The sequence below is a fragment of the Paraburkholderia sp. RCC_158 genome, from assembly GCF_041355255.1.
Classification (GTDB): Bacteria; Pseudomonadota; Gammaproteobacteria; order Burkholderiales; family Burkholderiaceae; genus Paraburkholderia; species Paraburkholderia graminis.
Window position 1 is genome coordinate 94,491 of the sequence record NZ_JBFUPM010000012.1, and the last position, 23,199, is coordinate 117,689.

Annotated in this window: 17 protein-coding genes and 1 pseudogene; 11 read left to right on the forward strand and 7 right to left on the reverse strand. The window is 58.5% G+C overall.

The genetic code is table 11. The features are described from left to right. The first annotated feature begins 12 nt into the window (after nucleotides 1–12). Nucleotides 13–2,208, forward strand: a complete 2,196-nt coding sequence (locus AB6809_RS22520) for a glycosyltransferase (RefSeq protein WP_371027230.1) — start codon at nucleotides 13–15, stop codon at nucleotides 2,206–2,208. 155 nt (nucleotides 2,209–2,363) lie between these two features. Here the strand turns inward: AB6809_RS22520 and AB6809_RS22525 are convergent, their stop codons facing one another. Next, complete coding sequence (locus tag AB6809_RS22525) at nucleotides 2,364–3,158, reverse strand: acyltransferase family protein (protein ID WP_371027231.1); 795 nt, start codon at nucleotides 3,156–3,158, stop codon at nucleotides 2,364–2,366. Then, complete coding sequence (locus AB6809_RS22530) at nucleotides 3,139–3,579, reverse strand: acyltransferase family protein (RefSeq protein ID WP_371027232.1); 441 nt, start codon at nucleotides 3,577–3,579, stop codon at nucleotides 3,139–3,141. The genes AB6809_RS22525 and AB6809_RS22530 overlap by 20 nt, the downstream gene beginning before the upstream one ends. A 658-nt stretch (nucleotides 3,580–4,237) precedes the next feature. Here AB6809_RS22530 and AB6809_RS22535 point away from each other — a divergent pair. The 5 genes and pseudogenes from AB6809_RS22535 to AB6809_RS22555 form a co-directional block, all read left to right on the forward strand. After that, nucleotides 4,238–4,515: pseudogene (locus AB6809_RS22535) on the forward strand (glutamine--fructose-6-phosphate aminotransferase); the annotation flags it as partial. Between the two features lie 170 nt (nucleotides 4,516–4,685). Then, nucleotides 4,686–5,534: a glycosyltransferase family 2 protein gene (locus AB6809_RS22540; protein ID WP_371027233.1), complete on the forward strand. Its 849-nt coding sequence runs from the start codon at nucleotides 4,686–4,688 to the stop codon at nucleotides 5,532–5,534. Continuing rightward, nucleotides 5,531–6,502 (forward strand): UDP-glucose 4-epimerase family protein, encoded by a 972-nt coding sequence (locus AB6809_RS22545; RefSeq protein WP_371027234.1) that lies wholly within the window; start codon nucleotides 5,531–5,533, stop codon nucleotides 6,500–6,502. Before AB6809_RS22540 ends, AB6809_RS22545 begins: the two co-directional genes overlap by 4 nt. Then, entirely contained in the window at nucleotides 6,496–7,518 is a 1,023-nt protein-coding gene (locus AB6809_RS22550) for a glycosyltransferase family 4 protein (protein WP_371027235.1), read from the forward strand. The genes AB6809_RS22545 and AB6809_RS22550 overlap by 7 nt, the downstream gene beginning before the upstream one ends. Before the next feature lie 12 nt (nucleotides 7,519–7,530). Further along, entirely contained in the window at nucleotides 7,531–9,414 is a 1,884-nt protein-coding gene (locus tag AB6809_RS22555; protein WP_371027236.1) for a polysaccharide biosynthesis protein, read from the forward strand. Between the two features lie 87 nt (nucleotides 9,415–9,501). Here the strand turns inward: AB6809_RS22555 and AB6809_RS22560 are convergent, their stop codons facing one another. Next, nucleotides 9,502–9,972 (reverse strand): hypothetical protein, encoded by a 471-nt coding sequence (locus tag AB6809_RS22560; RefSeq protein ID WP_371027237.1) that lies wholly within the window; start codon nucleotides 9,970–9,972, stop codon nucleotides 9,502–9,504. A 503-nt stretch (nucleotides 9,973–10,475) separates the two neighbouring features. On the opposite strand from AB6809_RS22560, the gene AB6809_RS22565 reads away from it, so the two are divergent. Beyond that, nucleotides 10,476–10,829: a hypothetical protein gene (locus tag AB6809_RS22565; protein WP_371027238.1), complete on the forward strand. Its 354-nt coding sequence runs from the start codon at nucleotides 10,476–10,478 to the stop codon at nucleotides 10,827–10,829. 615 nt (nucleotides 10,830–11,444) lie between these two features. Here AB6809_RS22565 and AB6809_RS22570 read toward each other — a convergent pair. Beyond that, nucleotides 11,445–12,461 (reverse strand): PRTRC system protein D, encoded by a 1,017-nt coding sequence (locus tag AB6809_RS22570; protein ID WP_307252314.1) that lies wholly within the window; start codon nucleotides 12,459–12,461, stop codon nucleotides 11,445–11,447. 1,150 nt (nucleotides 12,462–13,611) lie between these two features. On the opposite strand from AB6809_RS22570, the gene AB6809_RS22575 reads away from it, so the two are divergent. Further along, nucleotides 13,612–14,580 (forward strand): hypothetical protein, encoded by a 969-nt coding sequence (locus tag AB6809_RS22575; RefSeq protein WP_307252317.1) that lies wholly within the window; start codon nucleotides 13,612–13,614, stop codon nucleotides 14,578–14,580. A 1,258-nt stretch (nucleotides 14,581–15,838) separates the two neighbouring features. After that, nucleotides 15,839–16,501, forward strand: coding sequence for a nuclease-related domain-containing protein (locus AB6809_RS22580; protein ID WP_371027240.1), 663 nt, complete (start codon nucleotides 15,839–15,841; stop codon nucleotides 16,499–16,501). Nucleotides 16,502–17,164: 663 nt separating this feature from the next. Here the strand turns inward: AB6809_RS22580 and AB6809_RS22585 are convergent. Together AB6809_RS22585 and AB6809_RS22590 are read right to left on the reverse strand one after the other, a co-directional pair. Next, complete coding sequence (locus AB6809_RS22585; protein WP_371027242.1) at nucleotides 17,165–17,533, reverse strand: hypothetical protein; 369 nt, start codon at nucleotides 17,531–17,533, stop codon at nucleotides 17,165–17,167. A 9-nt stretch (nucleotides 17,534–17,542) separates the two neighbouring features. Next, nucleotides 17,543–18,640: an integrase domain-containing protein gene (locus AB6809_RS22590; RefSeq protein ID WP_371027243.1), complete on the reverse strand. Its 1,098-nt coding sequence runs from the start codon at nucleotides 18,638–18,640 to the stop codon at nucleotides 17,543–17,545. A gap of 2,013 nt (nucleotides 18,641–20,653) precedes the next feature. Here AB6809_RS22590 and AB6809_RS22595 point away from each other — a divergent pair. Beyond that, a complete protein-coding gene (locus tag AB6809_RS22595; protein ID WP_371027245.1) occupies nucleotides 20,654–21,277 on the forward strand; it encodes a hypothetical protein in 624 nt (207 codons plus the stop codon). Nucleotides 21,278–21,338: 61 nt separating this feature from the next. After that, nucleotides 21,339–22,049 carry a nuclease-related domain-containing protein gene (locus AB6809_RS22600; RefSeq protein ID WP_371027246.1) on the forward strand — a complete coding sequence of 237 codons (711 nt, stop codon included), beginning with the start codon at nucleotides 21,339–21,341 and terminating at the stop codon, nucleotides 22,047–22,049. A 40-nt stretch (nucleotides 22,050–22,089) separates the two neighbouring features. Here AB6809_RS22600 and AB6809_RS22605 read toward each other — a convergent pair whose 3' ends face one another. After that, entirely contained in the window at nucleotides 22,090–23,190 is a 1,101-nt protein-coding gene (locus AB6809_RS22605; RefSeq protein ID WP_371027247.1) for a glycosyltransferase, read from the reverse strand. Nucleotides 23,191–23,199 lie beyond the last annotated feature (9 nt).

Below are 23,199 nucleotides of genomic sequence, written 5' to 3' on the forward strand. Positions count from 1 at the left end.
GATCAGCAACTCATGAGAGTGTTCGTAACCACGGAGTTATACCCGTTCACGCACGGTGGAATTGGCCGGGCAATCGGCAATATGCTTGCAACCTCAACCGCAGGTGACCTCGCGGAGACGGCTGTCGTTTGGGCTGGTGACGAACTCGATGTTGCGCGATTTTCAGCTGTCTACCCCCAAGTGAAACTGGTCCTAGCTTCGCGCCTAAATTATGAGCTCGTTGACGAAGACGGCATTAGCTATCCGCCCGAGTGGGCTTTCACGAACACCGAATGGCACTGGCGGTCGGTTTCGGCAATGCAGGGACTGAAACGCCTCGCACGGGAAGCCGGAGAGCCTCGATACGTGGAGTTCCCTGACTGGGGCGGTCTTGGCTTCGCTAGCGTTCAAGAGAAACTTCTTGGGCGTGCATTCAGCAATTCTGTTCTCGCAGTTCGCTTGCACACGACCGACAGTTTGCTTGCAACCGTCGATAGCCGTCCTGTCGATAAACATCTGCTCGCAATCCATGATCTCGAACGCAAAACTCTGGCGGATTGCGACCGTATCGTCATGCAACTGCCGGCGGTGGGGGAAGCAGTGCGTCGCTTTTTTGGTTTCTCCGAAGCCGACTGGCGCGGGCGAGCCTGCTTGCATGCACCTCCGGTTCTGCTCGACTCGGGTGACACTGCATTGCGGTCGGTGCAAGCGGACTCGGACACCGCAATAATTTTTCCGTCGAAAATACAGCATCTGAAACGCCCCGAACTTTTTGTCCGCGGAGCATGTGGATTCTTGCGAGGCAACACGCAATACCGGGGCTCAATTGTATTCGCCGCACATTCCACGGAAATCTATGAGACGCGCATTCAGCGGATGATTCCCCCGGACCTCTCCGATCGCTTTATCTTTTTGAGGAATGCTAGTCCTGTCGAAAGACAGGCCCTGATTTCTCGCTCGATCTGCGTGACGACGTCGCTTTTCGAATCATTCTGCCTCTCGGCCTATGAAGCCTCCCTTGCTGGAGGCATCTGTGTGTTAAACAGTGAGAATCCAGCGTTTGGCGAACAATCCCCGTGGGTGGATGGCGTCAATTGCTACAAATTCGACGGCCGTGCCGAGGGGCTTGCACAAGCGCTCACCCGGGCTTTTGCTGGTCCGGCATTGTCCGTCGTGCAAGTGCCTCAGGATCCCGCGCCATGGACCCTCCCTGCGACGGCCGTAGCGACGACTGCAACCAATGAGGACACTGAGCGACCTCTCGTCTCCGTCGTGGTGCCTCATTATAATCTCGGCGATTACTTGCCGCGCACATTGGATTCCATTCTCGCTTCGACATATGAGAATCTTGAGATCCTCGTTGTCGACGACTGTTCCACTGACAAGATTAGCCGTTTGGCGGTTAGTCGTCTTGAATCAATCGGCGAGCGACTGCGGATAGTACGCAACGCAATGAACGTCGGGCTGGCAGCGACCCGAAACGTTGCGGTTACGAACGCACGAGGGGAATTCGTTCTTACCCTGGATGCCGACGATTTAATCAGCCCGTCGTTTATCGAACTCGCGGTCAAGGCACTGCAGCGAAATCCGACCCACGATTTTGTCGTCCCTCAGGCCGGTTTCTTCTTCGACGCAGATGAAGCACAAATAGGCACTCGGATTAGCTTCAGAGACTACGCTATATTTTATGGAGAGGCGCGAGCGCTCGGGTGGCACGATAACCGCTTTTCCACCGCAACATGTCTGGCCCGCACGTCTGTACTGCGGCAGTTCGGCTATCGCGAGGAACTTGACGCATACGAGGACTGGGATCTCTATCAGCGGGCGGTCGCTGCAGGCAAGCGCTTCATCGTGACGAATGGCGTCCACTTTTTCTATCGCCGCAGATCAGAATCGATGTATCACTCACCTGAGCGTGCATCAAGGCATCGATCGCTGTATCACGATCTCCTTAGGGACAAAGCGCTCAACTGTTCATCGCTGACGCTACCGATGTACGTATTAGAAGGTGCTTTGGTTGATCCGGCACTAGTACAGAAGGCCAGTGAAGAAGTTATGCGACTCAACGAGCAACTGGACTTCTATCGAAAGAGCCGGGTGGTGTTTGCGGCGCTGAGAACCGTCCATTACCTCGACAACAAGGCACCGTTCCTTGCCAAGTTCGGCAGAAAGATGGCAGTGGGCGCTTGGCGCATTCGAAGGCGTCTTCACTCGCGCATAGCGCGATAAAGCGACAGCTTTCGGAGCCTAGCTTAGCCTGTCACTTGTGCTTTGGCTCCGTCGAGTCTGCTAGCGAGAGATCAGACTAATTTTCCTGAGCGCCGATCGGCCTAAGGGCTCGAAAGCATACCCATAGGCCAGTCGAAGAGTGCGATAGTGAGATACTAACGGTGCACCGACGTTTGAGCAGGCTGAGCTCCTCTCTGGAGGTCGTTGCATGGGAGCTCTTTCGCATCTTCTCCCGGGCGCTCTGTCAGCCGTCGGCCGACTTTGCGAAGGGGCGCCTCAATGCAGCGAAAATTAAACTCAGCGAAGACGACGATTAGCAATCCGGCCAGCCAAAAACAAACGGCCCGATATTCGATTCCCCAGCCGACCAGATATGGACCAGTGCGGAACCAAAGCTCGCGTACAAGAAAGTAAGCAATTCCGTGGACAATATATATTGCGTAGGAGCGCGAGCCGATCCACATGAAAGCAGAACGCGCGAAACGACCCGGCATAATGTAGTGACGGTCAAACGTTGCCGCGAAAACTAGGATGGTGCAAAAGATGGTTGTTAATCCTTGAGAGATAGGTGCCACATTGAGCGCGCCCACTCCGGCTATTAACAGCGTCATCAACAGCAAGAAGAACATCTTCTTTACCGCTGTTCCCGCGAGGAATCGAGGTTCAAATATCGTGTATAGCGGCGAATTCCGCCAAACGGCTAATAGGACGCCCATAATGACCGGATCAATGCGGAAATACCAGCCAAAACCTGGCCAACTGCGCGGTATTAGGATCAGAGAGACCGCGGTGACTAGGAGTATCCGCGAGAAAGTTTTGGGGAATGCAAATAAGAGAAAGGGGAGTGCGAGATAAAATTGCTCTTCCAGTGAAAGGGACCAGAAGACATCGAGTGTTGGTGCGGCGCCACGCAAGCCAGCATTGTTGGCGTCAAGGTTCCAGTAATGCAAGTTGGCTACCTGCAACGGCGGACAGGACAGACGCAAAATTCGCCCGGAAAGAACCAAAGACTCCTGATCGATTAAAGAACACGGTGAATAGCAGAATCGCCGCTAACCAGAACCATGCTGTAGGCCAAATCCTAAACACTCGCCTGACCCAGAACTTTCCTACTTCTGACCAGTAGGAAACTGCCGAACCCGTCTGCGGCAAGCGCTTTAAGATGTCGGTAGTGATCACGAACCCAGAGATGACAAAAAAAAGGTCGACACCTGTACCAAGCGAGAAATAGCTGTGCAACGTGATGAGCCAAGTGGCCGGCCCCCAAGTGACTAGCCAGAAGAGATGAGTTCCCACCGTCATCAGCACTGCTACACCGCGCAAGATCTGAATGTCTTCGATCAGACTGTGCGCGCCCGGAGGATTTGTCATATGGACGCCCAAATGCAAATTCGGCGATATTATCAGGAACTCAGCTCGTTGGAGAGCGCGTGCCCCCCGGCTCTATCCTAGGACCATCAGAGTCATTGGCTGTCCGGATCACAGCGAGCACGACGTCCATGAATACTATGAAGTTGCCGTTAAGGGTCCTTCGATTGCGCGCGTCGCGATGCACAAATGCTTTCCCTCCAGTTATACTGGCGTTCTTGTGAGGTGACGAGCCGACTTACCATTGCGCGCTTCTGCGTGCAGCGGCTCGGCCTGTCGTCCTTCAAGCACCGGCGAAATGAGATTCTCGGTCGGTCCCACGGCTTTCCTGGGGCCAAGTACGTCCGTGTTCTCGAGCATCCACTGATGAAACGGTCCGCGGCCTCAATTTCGGCGTCGCAATCGGAGTTGGCCCCTGAGAAACTGTCTCTGAGCGACTCTGAATACGGATATCCGTCCTCGACGGGGGCGTAAGGGTTGATGCGACGGTCGATCCAATCTCGCCTGTAAGGGAATAATTGTGAGGTAAGCAGGCTTCAGAATGGGCGGCGCACTGGAGTCCAGTACCCGAAGCTAAATACAACGACGGTACTTGTCCGGCGGTATTGAAAGCTCGTCGACCGATCGGCGCACAGTGAACTGACCAGTGAGAAAAAAGTCCATGTGCGGAATTGTCGGCGCGGTTGCTCAACGCAACATCGTGCCGGTGCGCGCCGAAGGTCGGCAACGGCTTGAATATCGCGGGTGTGGCGCGTGCGGGTTGGCGGTAGTGCGAGGCGGTGAGTTGCGCCGGGCGCACGGCGTTGCGCGCGTGAATCGAACCTCCTCGGTATGACGGGCATCGCTCATACGAGATGCCCGCCGCACGGCGGGTGCGTTACAAATTGCGAGCACACGATCTTTTCGCGCGATAGGGGGGCGCTCGTGCATAGAGGGATCACTAAAATCACTTGTCGCTGCATCGAATGTGCTGGACGACGCCCTGCGTTCCGCGTTGGCATGTCGAACCATTTGTTGCGGCAAGCGGGGACTTTGATTCAAAATCGACGAGCCGTACTACTTCCTCTTGAGCGCTTGGTGCACACGGTGCCGAATGGTCGCTTTCCGAGATGACATTGACCTCAGTATCTAGCGTGGATCACGGCGCGGTGACCGTGTCGGTGGTGGTTTTTTATCCTGACCTGCACCTCTTCACGCGAACGCTCGCGAGCCTTGCGCGAGCCGGTGGCGCGCTGTTGCGCGTCGCACCGGGAAAGTCGCTCCACTTGTACCTGATCGACAATGGTGGCATGCCCGAGATAGGCGAAAGTCTCGCGGCGTTGGCCGAGGCTGGCATCGGCTGTACGGTGCTAGCTGGACACGGTAATGTTGGTTATGGACGCGGCCATAACCTCGCCATCGAGCGGGCGCAGAGCGATCTTCATGTGATCCTAAACCCGGACGTCGACTTGGATGACGAGTCGCTCATTGCCGGTTGCCGATTCTTCGACGCCCATCCTGAAGTCGGTTTACTTGCGCCGTGGATCGGCGACGATTCGGGCCGTCAGCAGTATCTTTGTCGTCGATATCCGACGTTGCTCGATCTGTTCGCTCGAGGTTTCGTGCCACCAGTTCTACGCGACGTGCTGTTTGCAACGCGCCTCGTCCGATATGAGATGCGCGACCTCATCGATGGGACGGCCGTCGTGTGGGATCCGCCGATCGTTAGCGGCTGTTTCATGCTGTTCCGCACGTCCGTGCTGAAACAGTTGCAAGGCTTCGACTCTCGCTACTTTCTTTATTTCGAGGATTACGACCTAAGCCTCCGCGCGCACGCGGTAACGCGTGTCGTATACGTGCCCTTTGTGCGTGTACTTCATCACGGCGGAGGGGCATCGCGCAAAGGGTCAGCGCATATCCGTATGTTCATATCCTCAGCGTACAAGTTCTTCAACCGCTTCGGCTGGAAGTGGCTATGAGCCAGGTACTCGTCACAGGAGCCAACGGGTTTGTCGGTCGGGCGCTGTGCCGCGTATTAAGCGGCGCGGGGTTCACAGTGACTGGTCTGGTCCGGCACGAGGGGCTCCTTGAGTCGGGCGTGGAAGAGTGGATTGAGCCCAGCGTGGATTTCGCAGGGATCGAAGACCAATGGCCTGCGGCGCTCGCTGCCCATTGCGTCGTTCATTTGGCGGCACGCGTGCACGTAATGCGCGAAGTTTCGGTTGATCCGGAAGCCCAGTTTCGTTCGACGAATGTGGAAGGTGCGCTTCGCGTTGCGCGGGCTGCGTGGAATCACGGCGTTCAGCGGTTCGTGTTTGTGAGCAGCATAAAGGCGATTGCGGAAGCGGATAATGGGCGCGCGTTGCGTGAAGACGATGCTCCGGCTCCCGAAGATGCTTACGGCCGCTCTAAACTTGCCGCAGAAGAGGCGTTGCTCCGTTATGGTCGTGAGTCAGGGCTTGAGGTAGTTATTGTCCGCCCGCCGCTGGTCTATGGGCCAGAGGTACGCGCCAACTTTCTGCGTCTAATGGACGGCATATGGCGTGGGGTGCCATTGCCGCTCGGCGCCGCCAGCGGACGACGCAGTCTCGTGTATGTCGGGAATCTCGCTGACGCGCTGATGCGCTGTGCAATCGATCCGCGAGCCGTGGCGCAACGTTTTCACGTCGCGGACTCGGACGCGCCTACAGTCGCCGAGCTATGTCGGGCTCTTGGCCGTCATTTAGGGAGGCCAGCGCGGCTGCTCCCCATACCTGAGAGCATGCTGCGTCTCGCAGGCAGGGTGACAGGGCGCTCCGCCCAAATTGACCGCCTGGTCGGAGCTTTGCAGGTCGATACGAGTCGGATTCGGACGGTGTTGGGCTGGCATCCTCCCTATTCCTGCGACGAAGGCTTAGCGGCGACCGCACGCTGGTATCGCAGCACGCGAAGGGGCGGCGAGTGCTGAAATACCTTGCCTCGTTACCCGCCTGGTCGGCGGCGGCCCTGATTGCGCTCGCAGCCGCTTGCACTTGCGCCGCCATTCTTTGGACGTTGCTGCGAACCGGACTTGCCTGGCGTCTCGCCACCGATGTGCCCAATGCCCGTTCGCTTCACAACGCGCCGACGCCGCGAGTCGGCGGCTGGGGCATTGTCCCCGTCGTCATCATTGCGATCTTGCTGTCGGCACCGGGGCTCTGGTGCGCTGCTGTCGGCACGGTGTTTCTGGCGGCTGTTTCCCAGATGGACGACCGCCGCGGTCTGCCAGCGCGCGTGCGGTTCGCGGCCCACCTGGCGGCTGTCGTCGGTCTTGTCGTGGCGTTCCCGGCCAGCGTGCCCTGGTGGGCGCTGGGAGTCCTGGCCTTCCTGATGTTGTGGCTGGTCAACCTCTACAATTTCATGGACGGCGCGGACGGGCTCGCGGGCGGAATGGCCTTGTTCGGCTTCGCCGGCTATGCCGTCGCCGCGCTGCTCAGTGAGCGTCCCTTGCCGGAACTGGCGTGGTCGTCCGTCGCGGTGTCCGGTGCTGCTCTGGGTTTTCTGGTTTTCAACTTTCACCCGGCGCGCATTTTTCTCGGCGACGCAGGATCGATATCGCTCGGCTTTCTCGCCGGCGCCTTCGGTTATTGGGGCTGGCGCGGCGGCGTCTGGCCGGTCTGGTTTCCGGTGATGGTGTTCGCGCCTTTCATCGCCGACGCGTCGGTCACGCTCGCTCGCCGCCTGCTGCGCGGAGAAAAATTTTGGGAAGCGCACCGCGAGCACTACTATCAGCGTATGGTGCGTAGTGGGATTGGGCACGCGAGGACAGCCCTCGCATGGTATGCGCTCATGGTCACTGGCACAACGCTTGCTACAATTACCCTTGGCCGCGCTACCGTTTTTCAGTGGTGTATCGTCGCCGCATGGGTGATAGTTCTCTTTCTAGCAGGCGTGGTCATCGACATGCGCTGGCGTCATTTCCAATCAACACGGTCAGACAAGTAAGGGATGCCGCTGATGTTACGAAACAAGGCCGCTTGGCTGTCTTTCAGCGCTTTCCTGTTCGATCTTTCCGCAGTTGCCGGATCGTGGCTTATCGCGTATCTCCTTCGCTTTAACGGCTCGATTCCCTACGACTTCCGCGTCGGCGCTCTGCGGTCGCTGCTTTGGGTCCTGCCGGTCTACGGCTTGATGTTCCGCATCTTCGGCCTGTATCGCGGCATGTGGGTGTTCGCGAGCCTGCCCGACCTCGTTCGGATTTCGAAAGCCGTGATCGCGGGGGCGCTTGTCGCGATGGTTGTTTCCGTACTGGTGCAGCCCTCGCCGATCGTGCCGCGTTCGGTGCTCGTCGTCTCGCCGCTCTTCCTGTTCCTCGCCATGGGCGGATCGCGGGCGCTTTACCGTGCGACCAAAGAGTTCTATCTATACGGCGGCCTCGTCGCCCAAGGCAAGCCCGTGGTCGTGCTCGGCGCCGGCAACGCGGGCGCGAGCCTCGCCCGTGAGTTGTCGCGCTCGAGCGAATGGCGTCTCGTCGGACTGCTTGACGACGACGTTTCCAAGCACGGTCGCGAAATTTACGGCTACAAGGTGCTCGGGCCGATCAGCGAATTGCCGCGGATGGCCGAGGAGTTGAAAACCGAGTACGCTATCATCGCCATCCCTTCGGCGTCGGTAGACGTCCAACGCCGCGTCGCAACGCTTTGCGTGCGAGCCGGCGTCCGCGCGCTCGTGCTGCCGGCGTTGACCGCAGTCACGCAAGGCCAGGCCTTTCTGTCGCGCGTCCGCCAGATCGATCTCGAAGACCTGCTTGGCCGCGATCCGGTCATGATCGACACCGACGACGTCGAGGCATTGCTGAAGAACCGCGTCGTCATGGTGACGGGCGCGGGCGGCTCGATCGGCTCCGAACTGTGCCGGCAGATTCTGCGCTTCGGCCCGGTGCAACTGGTCGCGTTCGACGTCTCCGAGTTCTCCATCTATCGCCTCAATGAGGAGCTCTCGGACAAATATCCGAAAGTGTCGGTGGTGCCGATCATCGGCGACGTGAAGGACTCGTTGCTGCTCGATCAGGTGATGGCGCGCTACAGCCCGCATATCGTTTTCCACGCCGCGGCCTACAAGCATGTCCCGCTGATGGAGGAGGTCAACGCGTGGCAGGCCGTGCGCAACAACGTGCTCGGCACCTATCGCGTCGCGCGCGCGGCGATCCGTCACGACGTCGCGCGCTTCGTGCTGATTTCCACCGACAAGGCCGTCAATCCGACCAACGTGATGGGCGCGAGCAAGCGCCTCGCGGAGATGGTGTGTTCGTCGCTGCAACAGCAGGGCGCGCGGCGCACGCAGTTCGAGACCGTGCGCTTCGGCAATGTGCTCGGCAGCGCGGGCAGCGTGATTCCGAAGTTCCAGGAGCAGATTGCGCGCGGCGGTCCTGTCACGGTCACGCATCCGGAAATCACGCGTTTCTTCATGACGATTCCCGAAGCGTCGCAGCTCGTGCTGCAAGCGTCCAGCATGGGGCACGGCGGCGAGATCTTCATTCTCGACATGGGTAAGCCAGTGCGCATCGCGGACCTGGCACGCGATCTGATTCGGCTGTATGGCTTCACTGAAGAGCAGATCCGCGTCATCTACACGGGCCTGCGCCCGGGCGAAAAGCTCTACGAAGAACTGCTCGCCGACGACGAAACCACCACGCGCACGCCGCACCCCAAGCTGCGTATCGCGCGGGCGCGCGAAGTGCCGGACAGCCTGATCGACAACCTGCTGCCGTGGCTGATGCAGCACCGCGTGCCGACCGACGACGAAGTTCGCCGCGATCTGCGCCGTTGGGTGGCCGAATATCAGCCGGCGACATCGACCACGTTGCGCAGTGTGCAGCCAGCGGGTATCCGAGCCTCGTAAGCATCGAGCTGCGGTGTGCAAAGGAGATCTCTGGCCGCCAAAATCGCTCGGCGAGGGGCTGCTGCTCGAGCGTCGGGCGTCCGCCCGTCAGCAAGAAGCGGTCGGCCTGTCACGATTCCCGCAAACCCATTGGGGGCGCTTCGCTATCGGGGAGCCAGAAACGACGACGACTTTTCCCGAGTGCCGCCCGCCGCTCAGACCTGCATCCGTAAGCAAGAGACATGCAGCCGGCAACTCTGCGAACGGATTACCCAGCGTGAAGAGCAGTTTTGTCTCGCGCAGAGGAGGCGCTTTCCTCTGAGCAGGGATAAGTTCAAGGATCGCGTCTTCGTCGAGGCCGAACATATCACCGGCACCGAACCCGACGACGTTGACGCTGGCGCCCGTGACAAGGCATGCGTACTGGCCCTGATGCGGGGCTGCCAATAACGACACCATGCTCCATCTTTTCTCTGGAGATCGCGAAATGGTGAATGACCGCACGGCGAGCTTATGCTGGATTGATATGCGCGACACCGGTTCGTCTATCAGTATCCCCTCGGCGATGACTGGCATCATGGCTTTTACGTGAAAGAGGTCACTCAAACGGATCGCGAGCCATACAGCGAAGCGTTATGAAACGTGGTCAGGCGATGACTTTGATGCCCCAACTGCTTGACCGAGGGGCCGCCAACCCGATGCTGATGGGCATGGCGTTGAGCAGCTGGGCCAAAATTAGACAAACCTGAAGCCCTGCTCTCCAAAACATCTCACTATCCAGTGTGGTTTAAAGAGCGCTTACGACTCTGCGAGGGTGTGCAAGCCACAGCAGTGCCGCAATGGCGTGTCCTGTTGTCCGCGGTAGCCCGTCGGCGTCTACCATCCTACGTGCCTGGAGTGGCGCGCCACCTTTTTCCAATGCGTCTCTAACCGCTTACGCAGTCGGGGGCTCCGCTGCGCTCTTGGTGGGACCCCGGCACACCACGATCCGGACACTCCTCGCCGCACTCTCACCTTGGTACTGCCTTGACTTTTCAATGACGTCGACAAGATGGAATCACATCAGCCGATCTCATTGAAACATGGACCGTTCCACGAAGCGTTATCCCAAACCCAATACAAATCAAGAACTACAGAGGAACGGCGCATCAGCAACTGCTTGTCGCAAACTACCCGCGATGCTCGCCGACTCAGAAATCGCTCATCTGGAAACCGTCGCATCGTACTTGTTGAACACTGAATATCGAGAGCTGCCCGGCTATCTGGGACCTGCATATTGGATTACTCGCGCCGTATCGATCGGCGAACAGTTCGAGCTTGTTTTACCTCAGCGGCGACGGCTAACCGCGTTGCTCGCGATGTTCATGAGCCTGGCGCAATCGAGTCGGTGTGCGCCTGAAGAAGTGCCGCAGCGTGCGGTCAATGATGCTCGCTGACCGGGATTGCGTCATTTGAACCTGTCAGATCCTTCGCACTAGGCGGCATCGCATGTCTTGCGCAAAGCATAATCGTGGCCGCGTTTTTGCGCCGGTTTTCCCAGCGGTGCGAGATCTGTAATGCTGCGACGAAACCGAGTTTTTGCTTTCGCCTGACGGTCGCCAGATATGCAAGGTTTCTTTTTCCTTCGCTTAATCCTTCATCGTCAGCTCGACATCTGTTACACCCAGTGAGCTATGCCTAGGCGGCGGGGTAGCCACGGGGCCTTGTCGTTTGTTGAATTAGGCTGATTCGACGCGGCGGAAGACGCGACGCAGTTAACGGTGAAGCGTTGGGGCTCTGCGTTCCTACGTCGTGACCGCGTACTTGGCGACGCCGGCGCGGTGAAGGCGGACGTTGCTAAGCAGCAGCTGTCTTCACCGAAAAAAAATACCGAAGTGCAATAAGTACTCCAAAATAACCTTCATCCCGTGAGGCAACACGGGTGGACATCTCAATTGACAATCTGTGCCGCTCGCCAAACAGTCACGCGAAGGGCCAACAACTCCTCTTTCGTGCTCCTCGAAGCAACGCGCTGCAGTTGTTGGTCCAGGATGCCACGTCGTTTCGTGAGTTCATGCAGACATTGGCACAATTCCCCTTCCAGCGAGCACCGCCTCACCAATCAGAACGAAGCCCTTCGCATTTGCGTGTGAGGGCGTGTCTAGGACGTCGATGCGTGTCCGGGGGAAGGCGGCGCGAACCGCTGTCTCGTAGAGGCTTGCTCCGCCTCCTGTCAATACGACCGACCTCAGCCTGGAGGGATAGTGGATGCGATCACGGATTTTTGCCACTGCAGCGTTCACGACGGCTTGTAACCTTTCAAGAAACGAAGCGAGGTCGATGTCCTTACCGTAGTGCAGAAGTGGCCTCTTGTCGCCAAGGCATCGGCCAATGCGTTCCATATTGTCTACAGGGCGGCGTTCCTGGTTCGCGATCAACGATCCAATGGTTCTATAGACCTGCCATGCACCGCCCCGGACGCTGCCCGAACAGTGGTCATCTACCCTGTGGTCATGGTACAGCAGCCAGTTAGTCTCGGAGTAGCCTACATCGATGAGGAGATGGTCGTGCTCGGGATCAAAGCGGGCATCGCCAGAATCAGAGAAGATTCTGAGCGATCCGAGCAGCGGGGGAACGACCTTTGCCGAGCGGACGTGGATCGAACCTTGGCCGAAATCGAGGGCGCCTGTAAATGCATCGCGAAGATATCGAGAGTATTTCCAGCTTAAGTGGGCCGGCAGGCCAAGCACCATGCATTCGATGTCGGTTACACCGGCGGAGTGCAGTGCTCCGCCGAGCAGCGCCGCGAACATGGGCGTCAAACAGAAACTGTCGAACAACGTTCGCGTTATGCGTGAACAAACTGACAACGACTCTACTCCGGGGCCGACTGCATAATGAGAGCCTTGCACCTCCATCAAAACAACGCTCGACTCGTTGCCCACGCGTTTTCTGATTGGCGGTAACTCAAGTTCGGATACAAGAGGCGCGAGCGATGGAAAGCTCACAGTAGAGATATCGGTTCCTGTGCGGAACGCTCCTTTGGTGTGGCCGTAGCCGATGTCGACGCCAAATGCTGAAACCTTCATTAACGCTCTCCGTTTCGGTGAAACCCTGCTGATTTCGGAGGCTGACGGTGCACACGATGCTCCTCGGCCCGTTCTCGCGCTACCGTTGCCTACCGTTTGTCGAAGTCAACCGCCTGTGTTCAACCAACTGTATCTGGTCGGTCAGCCTGCCGTGCAGGCAAATGGCGACATATTCAGCGTAGCTTTCGCTGGAAGCAGGGCGTTTAAAATGGACGCGCCTCCCTGTTTTGTTCCTTCAGTGAAGACTGACCAACGGTATCAAATCGACGGCGCTCTTTCGTTGTCTTCCATCTGCGTACGCTGCAAGCCTGTCCAACGTTGCCTTGACATCGCACTGACATGGCCCTCTGAGTCGCAGCAGCTTTTTTGTCAGCGACGTTTTGCCGTTTCCGCAAATCGAGGCGTCAAGGAGTTTCGCCGCCGCCAGGGGAATCCGGCAGTAGGAACGCTGACGCTTCTGCCGAATGCCTTGTGCAGTCAATCGAAGGAGGACATATGGATGGATGCCGTGCAAAGCAACGGAGCGCGACCCGTCGGTCGTGATCCAGTCGAGCTTGAGGCGGCATTTGCCCTGCGGGCCAAAAAAGCATGCTGTTGCGAACAGCGGCAGGCAACAGTGCGGCGAACACGATTGTCGCGGCGGGGTAGCACGATTCCGTGCTAGGTGCGGCATGGTCCGCTCCCCAATTTGTGAAACCTTGCGCCGTTGATCAAACGATCGAGATTTCGCAAATCAGTCAATTTCATCAATTAAAACAGAACGATGCGGTGGTGGGGCGCTGTCGCCCCGACCGTGAGCCGATTCGTGGGGGGCCTAGCCGTTTCTAACTCTGACGTCGACAGCGGGGCACGCAGAGTCCAGATGCCGTCCGCTCCGAAAGAGCACCGTCTTGCTAAGGTCATCTGGCGGCCCGGAAGATGGATCTCAGCAGGCGTGCCTCTTTCGCACCTAAACTGGCAGCGTGGTCCAGCGTCCCTACGCATGTGGCGCCTCCAATGGCACGTGACTGCCCGACGTTTCAACCAGTCGTCGTCCTTAAAAGAGGGTGTTTTTGACACGCCATTCGGTCGCCATTTAACCGGCAAGTCGCGTATCGTAATGTTCTGCCGGCACAGGACCGCAACACCGAATCAAGCGTGAGATAGAACCATGACCCGTAATGGACTCCTTCGAACATTCAAAAGGCGCAATTGCTTCATTATTTCTGCTTGTTATGAAGACGGACTGGCCAAAGGGAAATGGACTACCCAGAAGGGCGCACTTGACGCGCTGGGCGTCAGTAAGGCGGAACTGTCGCTGGCGCTTAAGCTGCATGCACTGCCGCCGGGGATAATAGACTTGTTCGAGTCGCCCACCGAGCTAACGCCTTATTCGGTGCGGGTGATACGCGACGTTATTGCGCGGGACGGCCTTCAGACTGTGGTTCAGCGGATCGGACAGCAGCTGGGAGCTGGCAGGAAGCTTCCGGCGCGAGCGGTGCTTGCAGCGATAAAGGGGCGAGTGTCTGGGCCTAGGCGCGCGCTTGGCCGGCCCCGCAACGCTGAAAACAAGGTTCTGAAAACGACGCCCGACTCACCGAGAAACATCTCCAGCCGATATCACGGCGGTGTGAGCAGAGGGGAATGGACCAGCTACAGCGCCTGCGCCCGTGCGCTTGACATTCCCCGAAAGAACGTCCGCGATGCGGTGTATATCAAGGCACTTTGCGATAGCTTGCCAGTTCGCTTCAGCGATGCCCAACTGACTTTTGCTGTTGGACGGAAACTTCTCGCATTAGACAAGGAGTTCGGCCGACAAGCGCTATTGAACCGTGTGATAAGTCTGAATCTTGGAATGGAAGGGGTGACGGCCGAAACTGTTCTTCGGGAGTTGAACGGCGAGAACGTTCAGCGATCAGACCTTTCTCGCATTCGCATTAGGAAGGGTAGGGGACCAACGCGGCTCATTATCGAGTGCAACAACGCAAGCCTCCTTTTCGGGTACCGACGCGAACTGGAGCGTGCAATGCGGAAAGCGCTGAAAAACGTTTCTGTTAGTCCGCAGCCCATCTCAAACGATCCACACATCAAGAAGGAGGTCCTGGCGACGTTAGAAAGCGTTTACGCCCGGGTCGGTTAGGCACACTATGCCGATGCCGTTCGTGAACCGCTCGCGAAAACAATGGGAAACTGATTGACCCCTGCCGCCAGGTGACCGGTGGGATCTTCAATCCCTTTCGAAGCGGACGCTGCTGCCACTGCGCGGCCTCGGTCAGCACTTCCCCGGTGCCGGTCGAAATCCGCTCGGGGCGACACTTGGAGTCCATACAACCCCAGCAAATGTCCCTGAATCTCGCGCACACACATTCGGCGTACTTCCATCCGAGTGACGTGGTCGGCGAGGCCTGGCTGCCTGTGCTGAGATTTGCGCACTAGCTGCGGCTAGAACGTCGCCTGGCGGTCGCCCGGAATGTCCGGATTCAGCTCGCCACTGGGCGTGATGACTGCTTTTTGGGCTGCCCGCATTATGACAATTGCCAACTCTGCTTTGCTCCGCTTCACTGGCCAGGTCGCGAGTCAGTCCGGTCGCCAGCATGCGCCCGCCCGCTGCTTTTTTAGCCCGGCCAATCCTCAACTCGCCGGGGATCAACCCGCCGTCCTTGCGCGGTATCTGAGCCGGCAGTCGATCGATCAGTTTGTCGGAGCACAACTTCGCCGCCTTACGGTTCGAGATCTTCCTGGCCGCTGTTGCTTCGATCACCGAATGGTATTTCCCCTGTCGTCTCATAGCCTTGACGGACCGAGAATATGACAGGTTCATGTGGCGGGCGATGTTCATCGCCTAACTAAGGCACCCTGAAATGCAAGCTTCATCGTGCGTATCAGCGCATCACAGCGGCTGAAAAGCCACAACAGATCACGAATGCACTGCGGCCTCGGGGCCGGCGTGGTTCGCAGCCGTGCGCCACCGCTCGCAAGCAATGCTCATGGCGACATCGTCCCGTCGTCCTCCGTCGTCGACGGCGTGGCGCTCCTGGTGGAGCCAGTAGCCTGTTTGTGCCTCGCATTCCCGTCTTCTTTGTGGACCCCACGCCGCTCTCCTTTCGTTGGGCTCATCCGTGACTTCCGCTTGCAAGTTATACGGCAAGCACTAACGGCCCCTGTCTGGGCAGCGGGTGATAAGGCCCATGACCGACGCGCTCCAGTTGCGTCTTTTCTGGAAGCGTTGCCTTGACTTCGCACTGCAGGTGCCAAGCTGGAGTTATCGGCACTCCTTCTGATCCGCGACGCGACCAGCATGCCAAATTGATGGTGAATTAATGGTTGTGCTTGCCGGCCGTCGAGGTCGTGAGTGAGCTGCTCTCCGATGACCCGTTCAGTCCACGAAAGGAGAAGAAATGAAGCAGGCCAAGACGTTGTTCTGTGTCGCGAATAAAGGTGCACACTGTGCTGTCGCATGCTCCCACGAACTAGTTCCGGATTTCACGCGACTGGCTGGCGATCGCGACGGCTGGATGGCGCATCGACGGCGTTTGTCTCTTCCGTTGTCAAAAACCCTTGCAGCGCTACTGCGGACAATGTCCGACCGCGCATTCGTCGTACGCCGAGGTGTGATGCTTGAGCACGCGCCCGGAACGCGCAATCCGGTGACGTGGGTGGATTGTCTTGCTGTGACTGAGTTCGGAGCGTTTGTCATTGACCAATACGACTGGACGGGCACCGTGAAGCGTTCTTTAAACGATGACGAACTGCTTGTCCATGACAAGGTCGGCGTCGTTTCCGTCCAGACGTCTCCATTGCGCAGGGCAAAGCCCGCTCTCCGACACCTGCGTGCGATACTCGCCGAATATGACTGCCCGGTTGAGTCCGTTGCAATTTTCGCCCCCTCGCATTGCGCGCTCGATCCTGCCCTGCCCGAAGCGATGCTGTATCCGTCTGAACTTCTCCATTTCATGCGCACGAGATTGAACCGCTTCCGCGCCAGCCATTTTCAGCATCTCGATCCCGTGAGACTCGCCGCCCATTTGGAAGTGCGATGTGTGGAGTGGGGTAAGAGCTGACGCGTGCAGAGAGTGGATCAGCAAGCCGTCGTAAAAAGGAAGTGATACACGGTCCTCCGATGTGGCGCCGCAATCGCAGTCGTCAACAGAGAACCAGCTGGGCCTGCATTGATGGACGTCCTCTGTAGCAAGCGCATATAGTGAAATCGCAGCCGTTGTCTGGATCTTAAGGTCCGAAAGTTTGCCCGCGTTTCATCGCTTTTAGGAGCTTCTCCCCGCAAAGCGGTTCCGACTTGGAGGCCGTGTAGGCGTGGCGGGGCGCCAAGTCGATTCCCGTATGAGCATTCGATTTCTACTATGGAATTAAGGATAACTAAGGTATATGATCGCTCGATGGAAACATCTGGTTAGACGACGAAGCGCCCTCTGTGGCTCACTGGTCAACGCCATCGAGCTTATCGCGTCCGCGCGGCACAACGCGCACAGTGCCAGGAGTAACGAGGGCTGCATGGTGACGAAACGCGTAGCCATCAGAAACGCTGGTGTGGATTTTTCTGCTTGAGGCAACTGACTTTAACTGCCACCGCGCCACTACCGGCACAGCGGCCCTGCTCCCTCACAGCCGTTGTCCGCGCAGCAGGCGCCCAAGGCGTTAAGATTCAGTTGCAGCAACGCGCTGGGATGTGCAAAGTCATCTGCGGCTCGCAGTTAATGGCTTAGAGGTCAGGGACAAAGCGTTTTCCCGAACCGATATTTACCGTTTTCGTCATTTGCAAGCCGTTCCCGTTTTATTCGCACGCTAAGGGCTGCCAACTGGTTGTTAAGGAAGCCGGATTCCAACAGCACCATCCTGATGCAGGTGATTTCCAGCAGAAGTAGCTCGACGTCAACGCATCGCTTGGAGCGCACTTCGATAAAGCCTGCAAGCGAAGCCACATCCAGGTCGTGCAGCCGAATTGGCCGTGGCGAATGCGGAACCATCGTCTGCTCAACTTCGAACCAGACATTAACCATGATGGCGCACATCATCTCGTTGCATCCTATCTTGTCGGCGCAACGCTTGACTTGTTCGAGGAGTGGGGAATCGGACATGGTGGTCTTTCAGGCTTTGAAAGGATGTTCTTGCCCTGGCGTGTCGTCTGCTGAACACGCTACGTCATGCGCCGCATCGATCCGGCCAATGGGGTAGCCGCTTAACTCGCTATGTCGACGTTTGGCCGCAAGGCGCGCTGTCGCCCGCGGGAGTTTGCTCGGCGGCCGGTGACGATCGGATTCAATGTTGTGAAGCGATATATGTCCCTCGAACCTCTCCCGGATCGACTGGCAGTAGTGCCCAAGGATCATCTGGATCCGCGTGGGGCCGTGTCCGAGCGATTCGCTGAGTTCCACGAGGACTTCATAGGGCGCCATTCCTCCGTCCAGCATTTCCAGTGCGCTCTTGAGCGCATAGGTGTAACGAAGCGAATGAAAACTGATTGGACCAACCATACCCGCGCGACGCAGCAGGGCTCTGAGTCGGTTCATGGCGGATTTGAGGGTCCTGCCAGTGCCAGTAATCAATTCGAGATTGTGTTCGCGAGCGTACGCGAGTGCGCAACGGATGGCTTCGATGGTTTGCGAGCGCTCGCTTTCGATGATCCGTACCTGCCTCGGCCTCGCGTTTTTTGAGCCCCGCATCAGCGCAAGCGTGGAGTCGCCGCGCACAAGTGCGTCAAGCCACATCTGCAGATCCGGCGCGCACATCAGCGCTTCCTTGCGTCGGAGTCCGAGATGCAGGGCGAGCGATATCATGTGCGTTAGCCCCTGATCTATTCGTTTCGCTCTCTCGATTAACTGGTCAATTTCCATCGGGTTCATAGCCCGTTTTGCTCCTCTTCGTACTCTTCGAGCCAGTTGGAGTTCCGTGTTGTTGCAGACATGATCGATGTCCCGGCCGGCATGGCGCGATGTGACACGAACCGCCGAGAATACGTTCGCGAGAGTGCCAGCCGTTTTGCCCTGCGCAATGCAGTATTGGGCATACGCATGGATCACCCACGGCGCAATTTCACCGACCGATGCCCGCAACTCTCCGAGCTGTCTGGCAAAGCGCAAAAGACCTGTTGTGTCGAACCGCCTGTTCTGCTGTGTCGCAAAACTGCCGCCTGCTTTTTTGCTGCTTACTGCGCAACTGTGTACGGCTTTTGACATCATGCTCATGAGCTATCTCCCGGCTGTGACCCGCAGCTTTACTCATGTTCGCCTGCGGGAAGGCGAACACGGCCCCGGTCACGATGAGCTCGTGACATATCGCAAATACGTTGGATGTCGGCAAGGACCGCTGGCCCGGGGCGGGGGCAGCGTGTACGTAAGCAATTGAATTCGGGGGAGGGCCGGGCACTGCGTTGAGCTATGGGATCCGGTTACGGATGGGCCCTGGTGAAGCAGGTTCTGGAGGGGAAAATGGGAGCCCCGCAAGGAAGAATCGCGTCGATGCGGGAGCGGCGAGCGGCGGGTGCCAGACAAGCACCGGCCTGCACCCTGCAAGGGAACAGGGCCGCCATTGGAGCGCTTGCGGTCTTCATCCGAAGATGAACGGACTGCAAGGCCTATTTGGATGGATGCTGCGCTGTGTATCGCAAAAGGGAAGATGCTTCCCCGCCCTCAGATTGCATTAAAGGCATGGAGGCACCGTGAACACGGCCCGCATTTGCGGCGTGGGCGTCAGGGGCAAGTCCCTGGTGCGTTCAAAAAGCTCGCCTGCACGTAACTTCCGTTGGCAGACGATCACTTGCTGCAGAAGAGGTGACTGGCTGCTACGCGATACCGACTCGCGTACTGGGCTGAAAGAGGGAGATAGGCCTCATGCGAAGCACGCAGTGGGAACTTCTGGGCCTTGGGAAAGACTCTGGCTCTGATCGGGCGGCAGGCGCTCGATTCATGTCGATGTTGCTAACAGGAACCGCGCGAAGTGCTTTGCTTGACTGTTCGGCTGAGCAAAGGATCTATAGAAATTGGGCGAAAAGGCCCCCAAACCCCCAACAACGAGGTGTAATGGTCGATGCTCGTGACGTGAGCGAACGGTACTGCAATTATTAGAACATAGCTGCAGGGATTGCAAAAGGGGGCGCGTGGCTTTCGCACAAAAAGCGGGTTGTCGCCTGGACGTTCAATGGCTTCGGCCGACGCGCGACACAGGACACGTGGTGCCCTTGAATCGTCCGCCTGTTGAGCGGGTCGTACTCGGTCGATGACAGCCGAATTGTCTGGGCCCGGTATATCGAGGGGGCAAGATCGCCGCCATGATCGGCGCAGACAGCATGCCTGCGTCCGGCAGGCGCTCCAACGAGGCAATGGCCCGGTACGGTGCTCTGAGAGTTCGTCCCGCCCGCGCGAGCCGAAGGCGCACACTCCCGTACACGCGTCAGTGAGTCGTGCTCAGACAGGTGGCTGCCTGAAATCCCGCGATGCTCGGCCCGACCAGTCGACCGTCGGCGCATGCTGCCGTGCGAAGTCCCTGTCGCCGATGATATGGCCGCAATGTGGGCAGTGCAGTTCTGCCGGGTGCGAAGCGACGGCGTGCGGTGGCTGTTCTTTCTGGCGCGAAGCTACGGCCGATGCGCGTCGCGCGATGAGTCGCTGCCTTTGCTGACGCGTACCGCGTCGCATCGACCAACCTAGTCCTGCAATGATTACATTGATTCCAAGTAACGGCCACACGATATCCATGTTGGTTCCCCGCTGTTTGGCTGTGGACCAGCATAGCATGCGTTCCACCAGTCGCGGGCTTGCCAGCTTCGGGAGCGTCGGAGTATATTCATGCTGCGTCCACGACGCATCGATCTTGAACTGACATAGCCACCCGTATTTCTTCCGGTTAGCCTGTTGGTATATCCGTTCGGCCGTACGCCTCCGCTTTCTTGGCGTCAAGGTGCAGTTTGGCACAGCGACTGCCAGTGTCGTTCGTTCGGCTACGCTTCCTCTCTTCTTCTTCTTTGCGCACTTCCGACCACTGCCCCCTCTTTAGGTGGCGTTTAGCGGCGGCTGCTCCAATCTCACGTCTGACTGCGTCTCGATGGCGGCTCGCCATCGTCTGCGCATTTTCCTTTCCTGTGGCGCGCGCGGCCCGATAAACAGCGCACTCAAACAGCAGTGCGCTCGTCGCGCCGCTGAACGCGGGTCGGTGCCTCTGTCGCACCACCAGGTCACGGATGCAAACAAAGGAAAACAGACATGTACGTTCTTTACGACTACCGGTACGTGATTGCCTGCAGCAGGCTGCCCTATGGATTCAGGCGGGAATTTCGCAGGCTCGCCAGAGGCCGGGTCACGTCGACATACGATTGGCGCACTCGCGCCAAGGATGCTGTGCCGGCCGAAACGCAATGTCGGCGCGTGGCGGAGGTGTTGATGGGCTTTGAAGCGCTGCGCGCGAGCGGCTATGCGCTACAGACACCCTGGAATTTTCGCAGCAAGCATTTGCAGGTGCTCATCAATCGCTGGTCCACGCAGCGACTGACATCCGAAGAGGCGGCCGAGAGACTCCAGCACTGGTGCGAGTTTTTCCGATGGATCAGGAAGCCCCAACTCATCGTTTTAATGAACGCGCCTCTTACCGCAGCAGCCTCGCGTGTCGGGGGCAAACCTGTCCAATACTGCGATGCTTCAGTCTACTCGCGGCCGGACATACCAGTGCTCACGAGCGAAAAGGCCATGGACGCCCTGACGGAACACCGCGGTAACCTGCGCAAGGCGGCCCGCGCGCTGGGAACGTCGACGCATGCTGTCTGCGAGGCCCTGAACGAAGGGCGGCCAACGGCGGAGCAGTTTCCTCCCGGCCTTACGATCCTGAGCTGATGCTTGACTTCTCCTAGCGCCCGATACGCTGGTTTCACCTACATCTAAAGGAGAAACCAGCATGCTGATCCAGAAAATCCTCGGGCTCGCGACTGGATTGCTGTACGCGTATCTGAGCTTCAGCCAGCAACGTCTCGCGGACGACGACGCTCGCGAAGCGCGGGCGGCACCTGCCCAGGAGCGGGGGGAAGAAGGAGAGAGGGAGGTGTCAGCTGAACTGCGCTGGCACCTCACGCGACTGTGCGGTGATGACTGGCTGGTATTGGATGGCCTCGTTCTGATCCACGCACCGGGGAGCGACTTTCCGACTGCTGAAATCGATCATCTGGCGATCGCGCCGTTCGGAGTCTTCGTGGTCGAAACAAAGCATTGGGCAGGGGTAGTCACACACGGTGAAACCGACGACACGTTGACGCTCACGACGGTTGATGGGCAGCGGTTCGTGCGCACCTCGCCATTGAAGCAGAATGCAGCGAAGGTGCGGTTTTTGCGCAGCCTGCTTCCTCCGCGGCTGTGGATCGTTGAAGGGCTCGGTGTCTTTTCGCATGAAGCCGTAATGGTCGCCCCTGCGCTTCCCGCGGTGTTGCTTGAGCGCAGTGAACTTTACCGGCATCTGCGGGTGCGCCAGCAGCAGTTTGCGCGTACGGGGACGGGACGCCTGCCCGTTCCCAAGATCGCGGACGTTATTTTGCGGCATGCGGACACGCGTCCGGAGGCGCTGGCTGAGCACCGGCAACGCATCCAGGAGGGCCGCGCGCGCGGCCAGAGCTAGGCCGGATAAATCCGCTGACACGGGGACCTGTGAACTGCGCTCACCGCCTGGTCTTCCTCACCACCATCCACCGCGGCGACTTGAACCGCACGATGCTCACATAGAGCCACACATAAGTCGCCGCGAACACCACCACGAAACAGAACAGATGCAGCGTATGCCGCCAGAACAGCGTAGCCGGCACCACTGCAATCAGACACAGCAGCCACAAATAAGGCGACGTCAGCGAATTGCGCCGCGTGAGTTCGCGCGCGGTTCGCGTGCCGACTGCCCAGCGCATCAGCCGCTTATACACCAGCATATGCAGATGCACGCCATCGGGAATGCCGGGCGACATGCCGCGAATAAACTTCTTCCGGTAAATCGAGAAGCACGTCTCGAAGATCGGATACATGAAGAGCAGCACCGGATACCACGCTGACACATCGCGATTGCGCATCACCAGCATGATCGACAGCTCGGCGAGCATGAAGCCGATGAAATATGCGCCGCCGTCACCGAGAAAAATCAGCCCCGCCGGGAAGTTCCAGATGAAGAAGCCGAGCACCGCGCCCATCATCATGAACGATGCCGACAGCACGATCGGATCGTGCACCTGGAAGGCCACGTAGGCGAGCGACGCGAACATCATGAACGCGACCATCGAAGCCAGGCCGTTGAAGCCGTCGATGATATTGATCGCGTTCGCCAGCGCCGCGACCGCGAGCACCGTCACCGCGCACGAAATCACCGCATACGAGAGCAGAAAGTCGAGCGGCGGCACGCTGATGCGCGTCACCGCGATGTCGAGCAGAAAGTACGCGAGCGCGGCTGCCGCCATCGTGCAGACGAGGCGCGCAAGCGGCGACACGCGCTTGGTCAGGTCTTCGACGAGACCCGAGCCGAAGGCCGGCATGCCGCACGCAATGAGTCCGAGGATGCCGCCCGACACCGCAGGGTACGCGCCGTGCAATTGCACCGCCGACGCGATCAGCCCGAGCAGAATGCCCGTTCCGCCGATGCGCGGCACCGGGCGCACATGGAATTTCTGCACGCCGGCGAGATCGGTGTCCGTCGAAAATTTTTCATGCAGATGCGCGTAGCGCACGATCAACAGCGTGATCAGCAGTGAAACGAGAAAGCCGAGCGCAAAACTAAGCATGAAAGTGGG

Excerpts from the sequence above, each read along its gene's own strand:
- AB6809_RS22520 (WP_371027230.1), top strand. The coding sequence starts at position 13 with ATGAGAGTGTTCGTAACCACGGAGTTATACCCGTTCACGCACGGTGGA.
- AB6809_RS22530 (WP_371027232.1), bottom strand. The coding sequence starts at position 3,579 with ATGACAAATCCTCCGGGCGCGCACAGTCTGATCGAAGACATTCAGATC.
- AB6809_RS22540 (WP_371027233.1), top strand. The coding sequence starts at position 4,686 with ATGACATTGACCTCAGTATCTAGCGTGGATCACGGCGCGGTGACCGTG.
- AB6809_RS22545 (WP_371027234.1), top strand. The coding sequence starts at position 5,531 with ATGAGCCAGGTACTCGTCACAGGAGCCAACGGGTTTGTCGGTCGGGCG.
- AB6809_RS22555 (WP_371027236.1), top strand. The coding sequence starts at position 7,531 with ATGTTACGAAACAAGGCCGCTTGGCTGTCTTTCAGCGCTTTCCTGTTC.
- AB6809_RS22560 (WP_371027237.1), bottom strand. The coding sequence starts at position 9,972 with ATGATGCCAGTCATCGCCGAGGGGATACTGATAGACGAACCGGTGTCG.
- AB6809_RS22565 (WP_371027238.1), top strand. The coding sequence starts at position 10,476 with ATGGACCGTTCCACGAAGCGTTATCCCAAACCCAATACAAATCAAGAA.
- AB6809_RS22570 (WP_307252314.1), bottom strand. The coding sequence starts at position 12,461 with ATGAAGGTTTCAGCATTTGGCGTCGACATCGGCTACGGCCACACCAAA.
- AB6809_RS22575 (WP_307252317.1), top strand. The coding sequence starts at position 13,612 with ATGACCCGTAATGGACTCCTTCGAACATTCAAAAGGCGCAATTGCTTC.
- AB6809_RS22580 (WP_371027240.1), top strand. The coding sequence starts at position 15,839 with ATGAAGCAGGCCAAGACGTTGTTCTGTGTCGCGAATAAAGGTGCACAC.
- AB6809_RS22585 (WP_371027242.1), bottom strand. The coding sequence starts at position 17,533 with ATGTCCGATTCCCCACTCCTCGAACAAGTCAAGCGTTGCGCCGACAAG.
- AB6809_RS22590 (WP_371027243.1), bottom strand. The coding sequence starts at position 18,640 with ATGAGCATGATGTCAAAAGCCGTACACAGTTGCGCAGTAAGCAGCAAA.
- AB6809_RS22595 (WP_371027245.1), top strand. The coding sequence starts at position 20,654 with ATGTACGTTCTTTACGACTACCGGTACGTGATTGCCTGCAGCAGGCTG.
- AB6809_RS22600 (WP_371027246.1), top strand. The coding sequence starts at position 21,339 with ATGCTGATCCAGAAAATCCTCGGGCTCGCGACTGGATTGCTGTACGCG.
- AB6809_RS22605 (WP_371027247.1), bottom strand. The coding sequence starts at position 23,190 with ATGCTTAGTTTTGCGCTCGGCTTTCTCGTTTCACTGCTGATCACGCTG.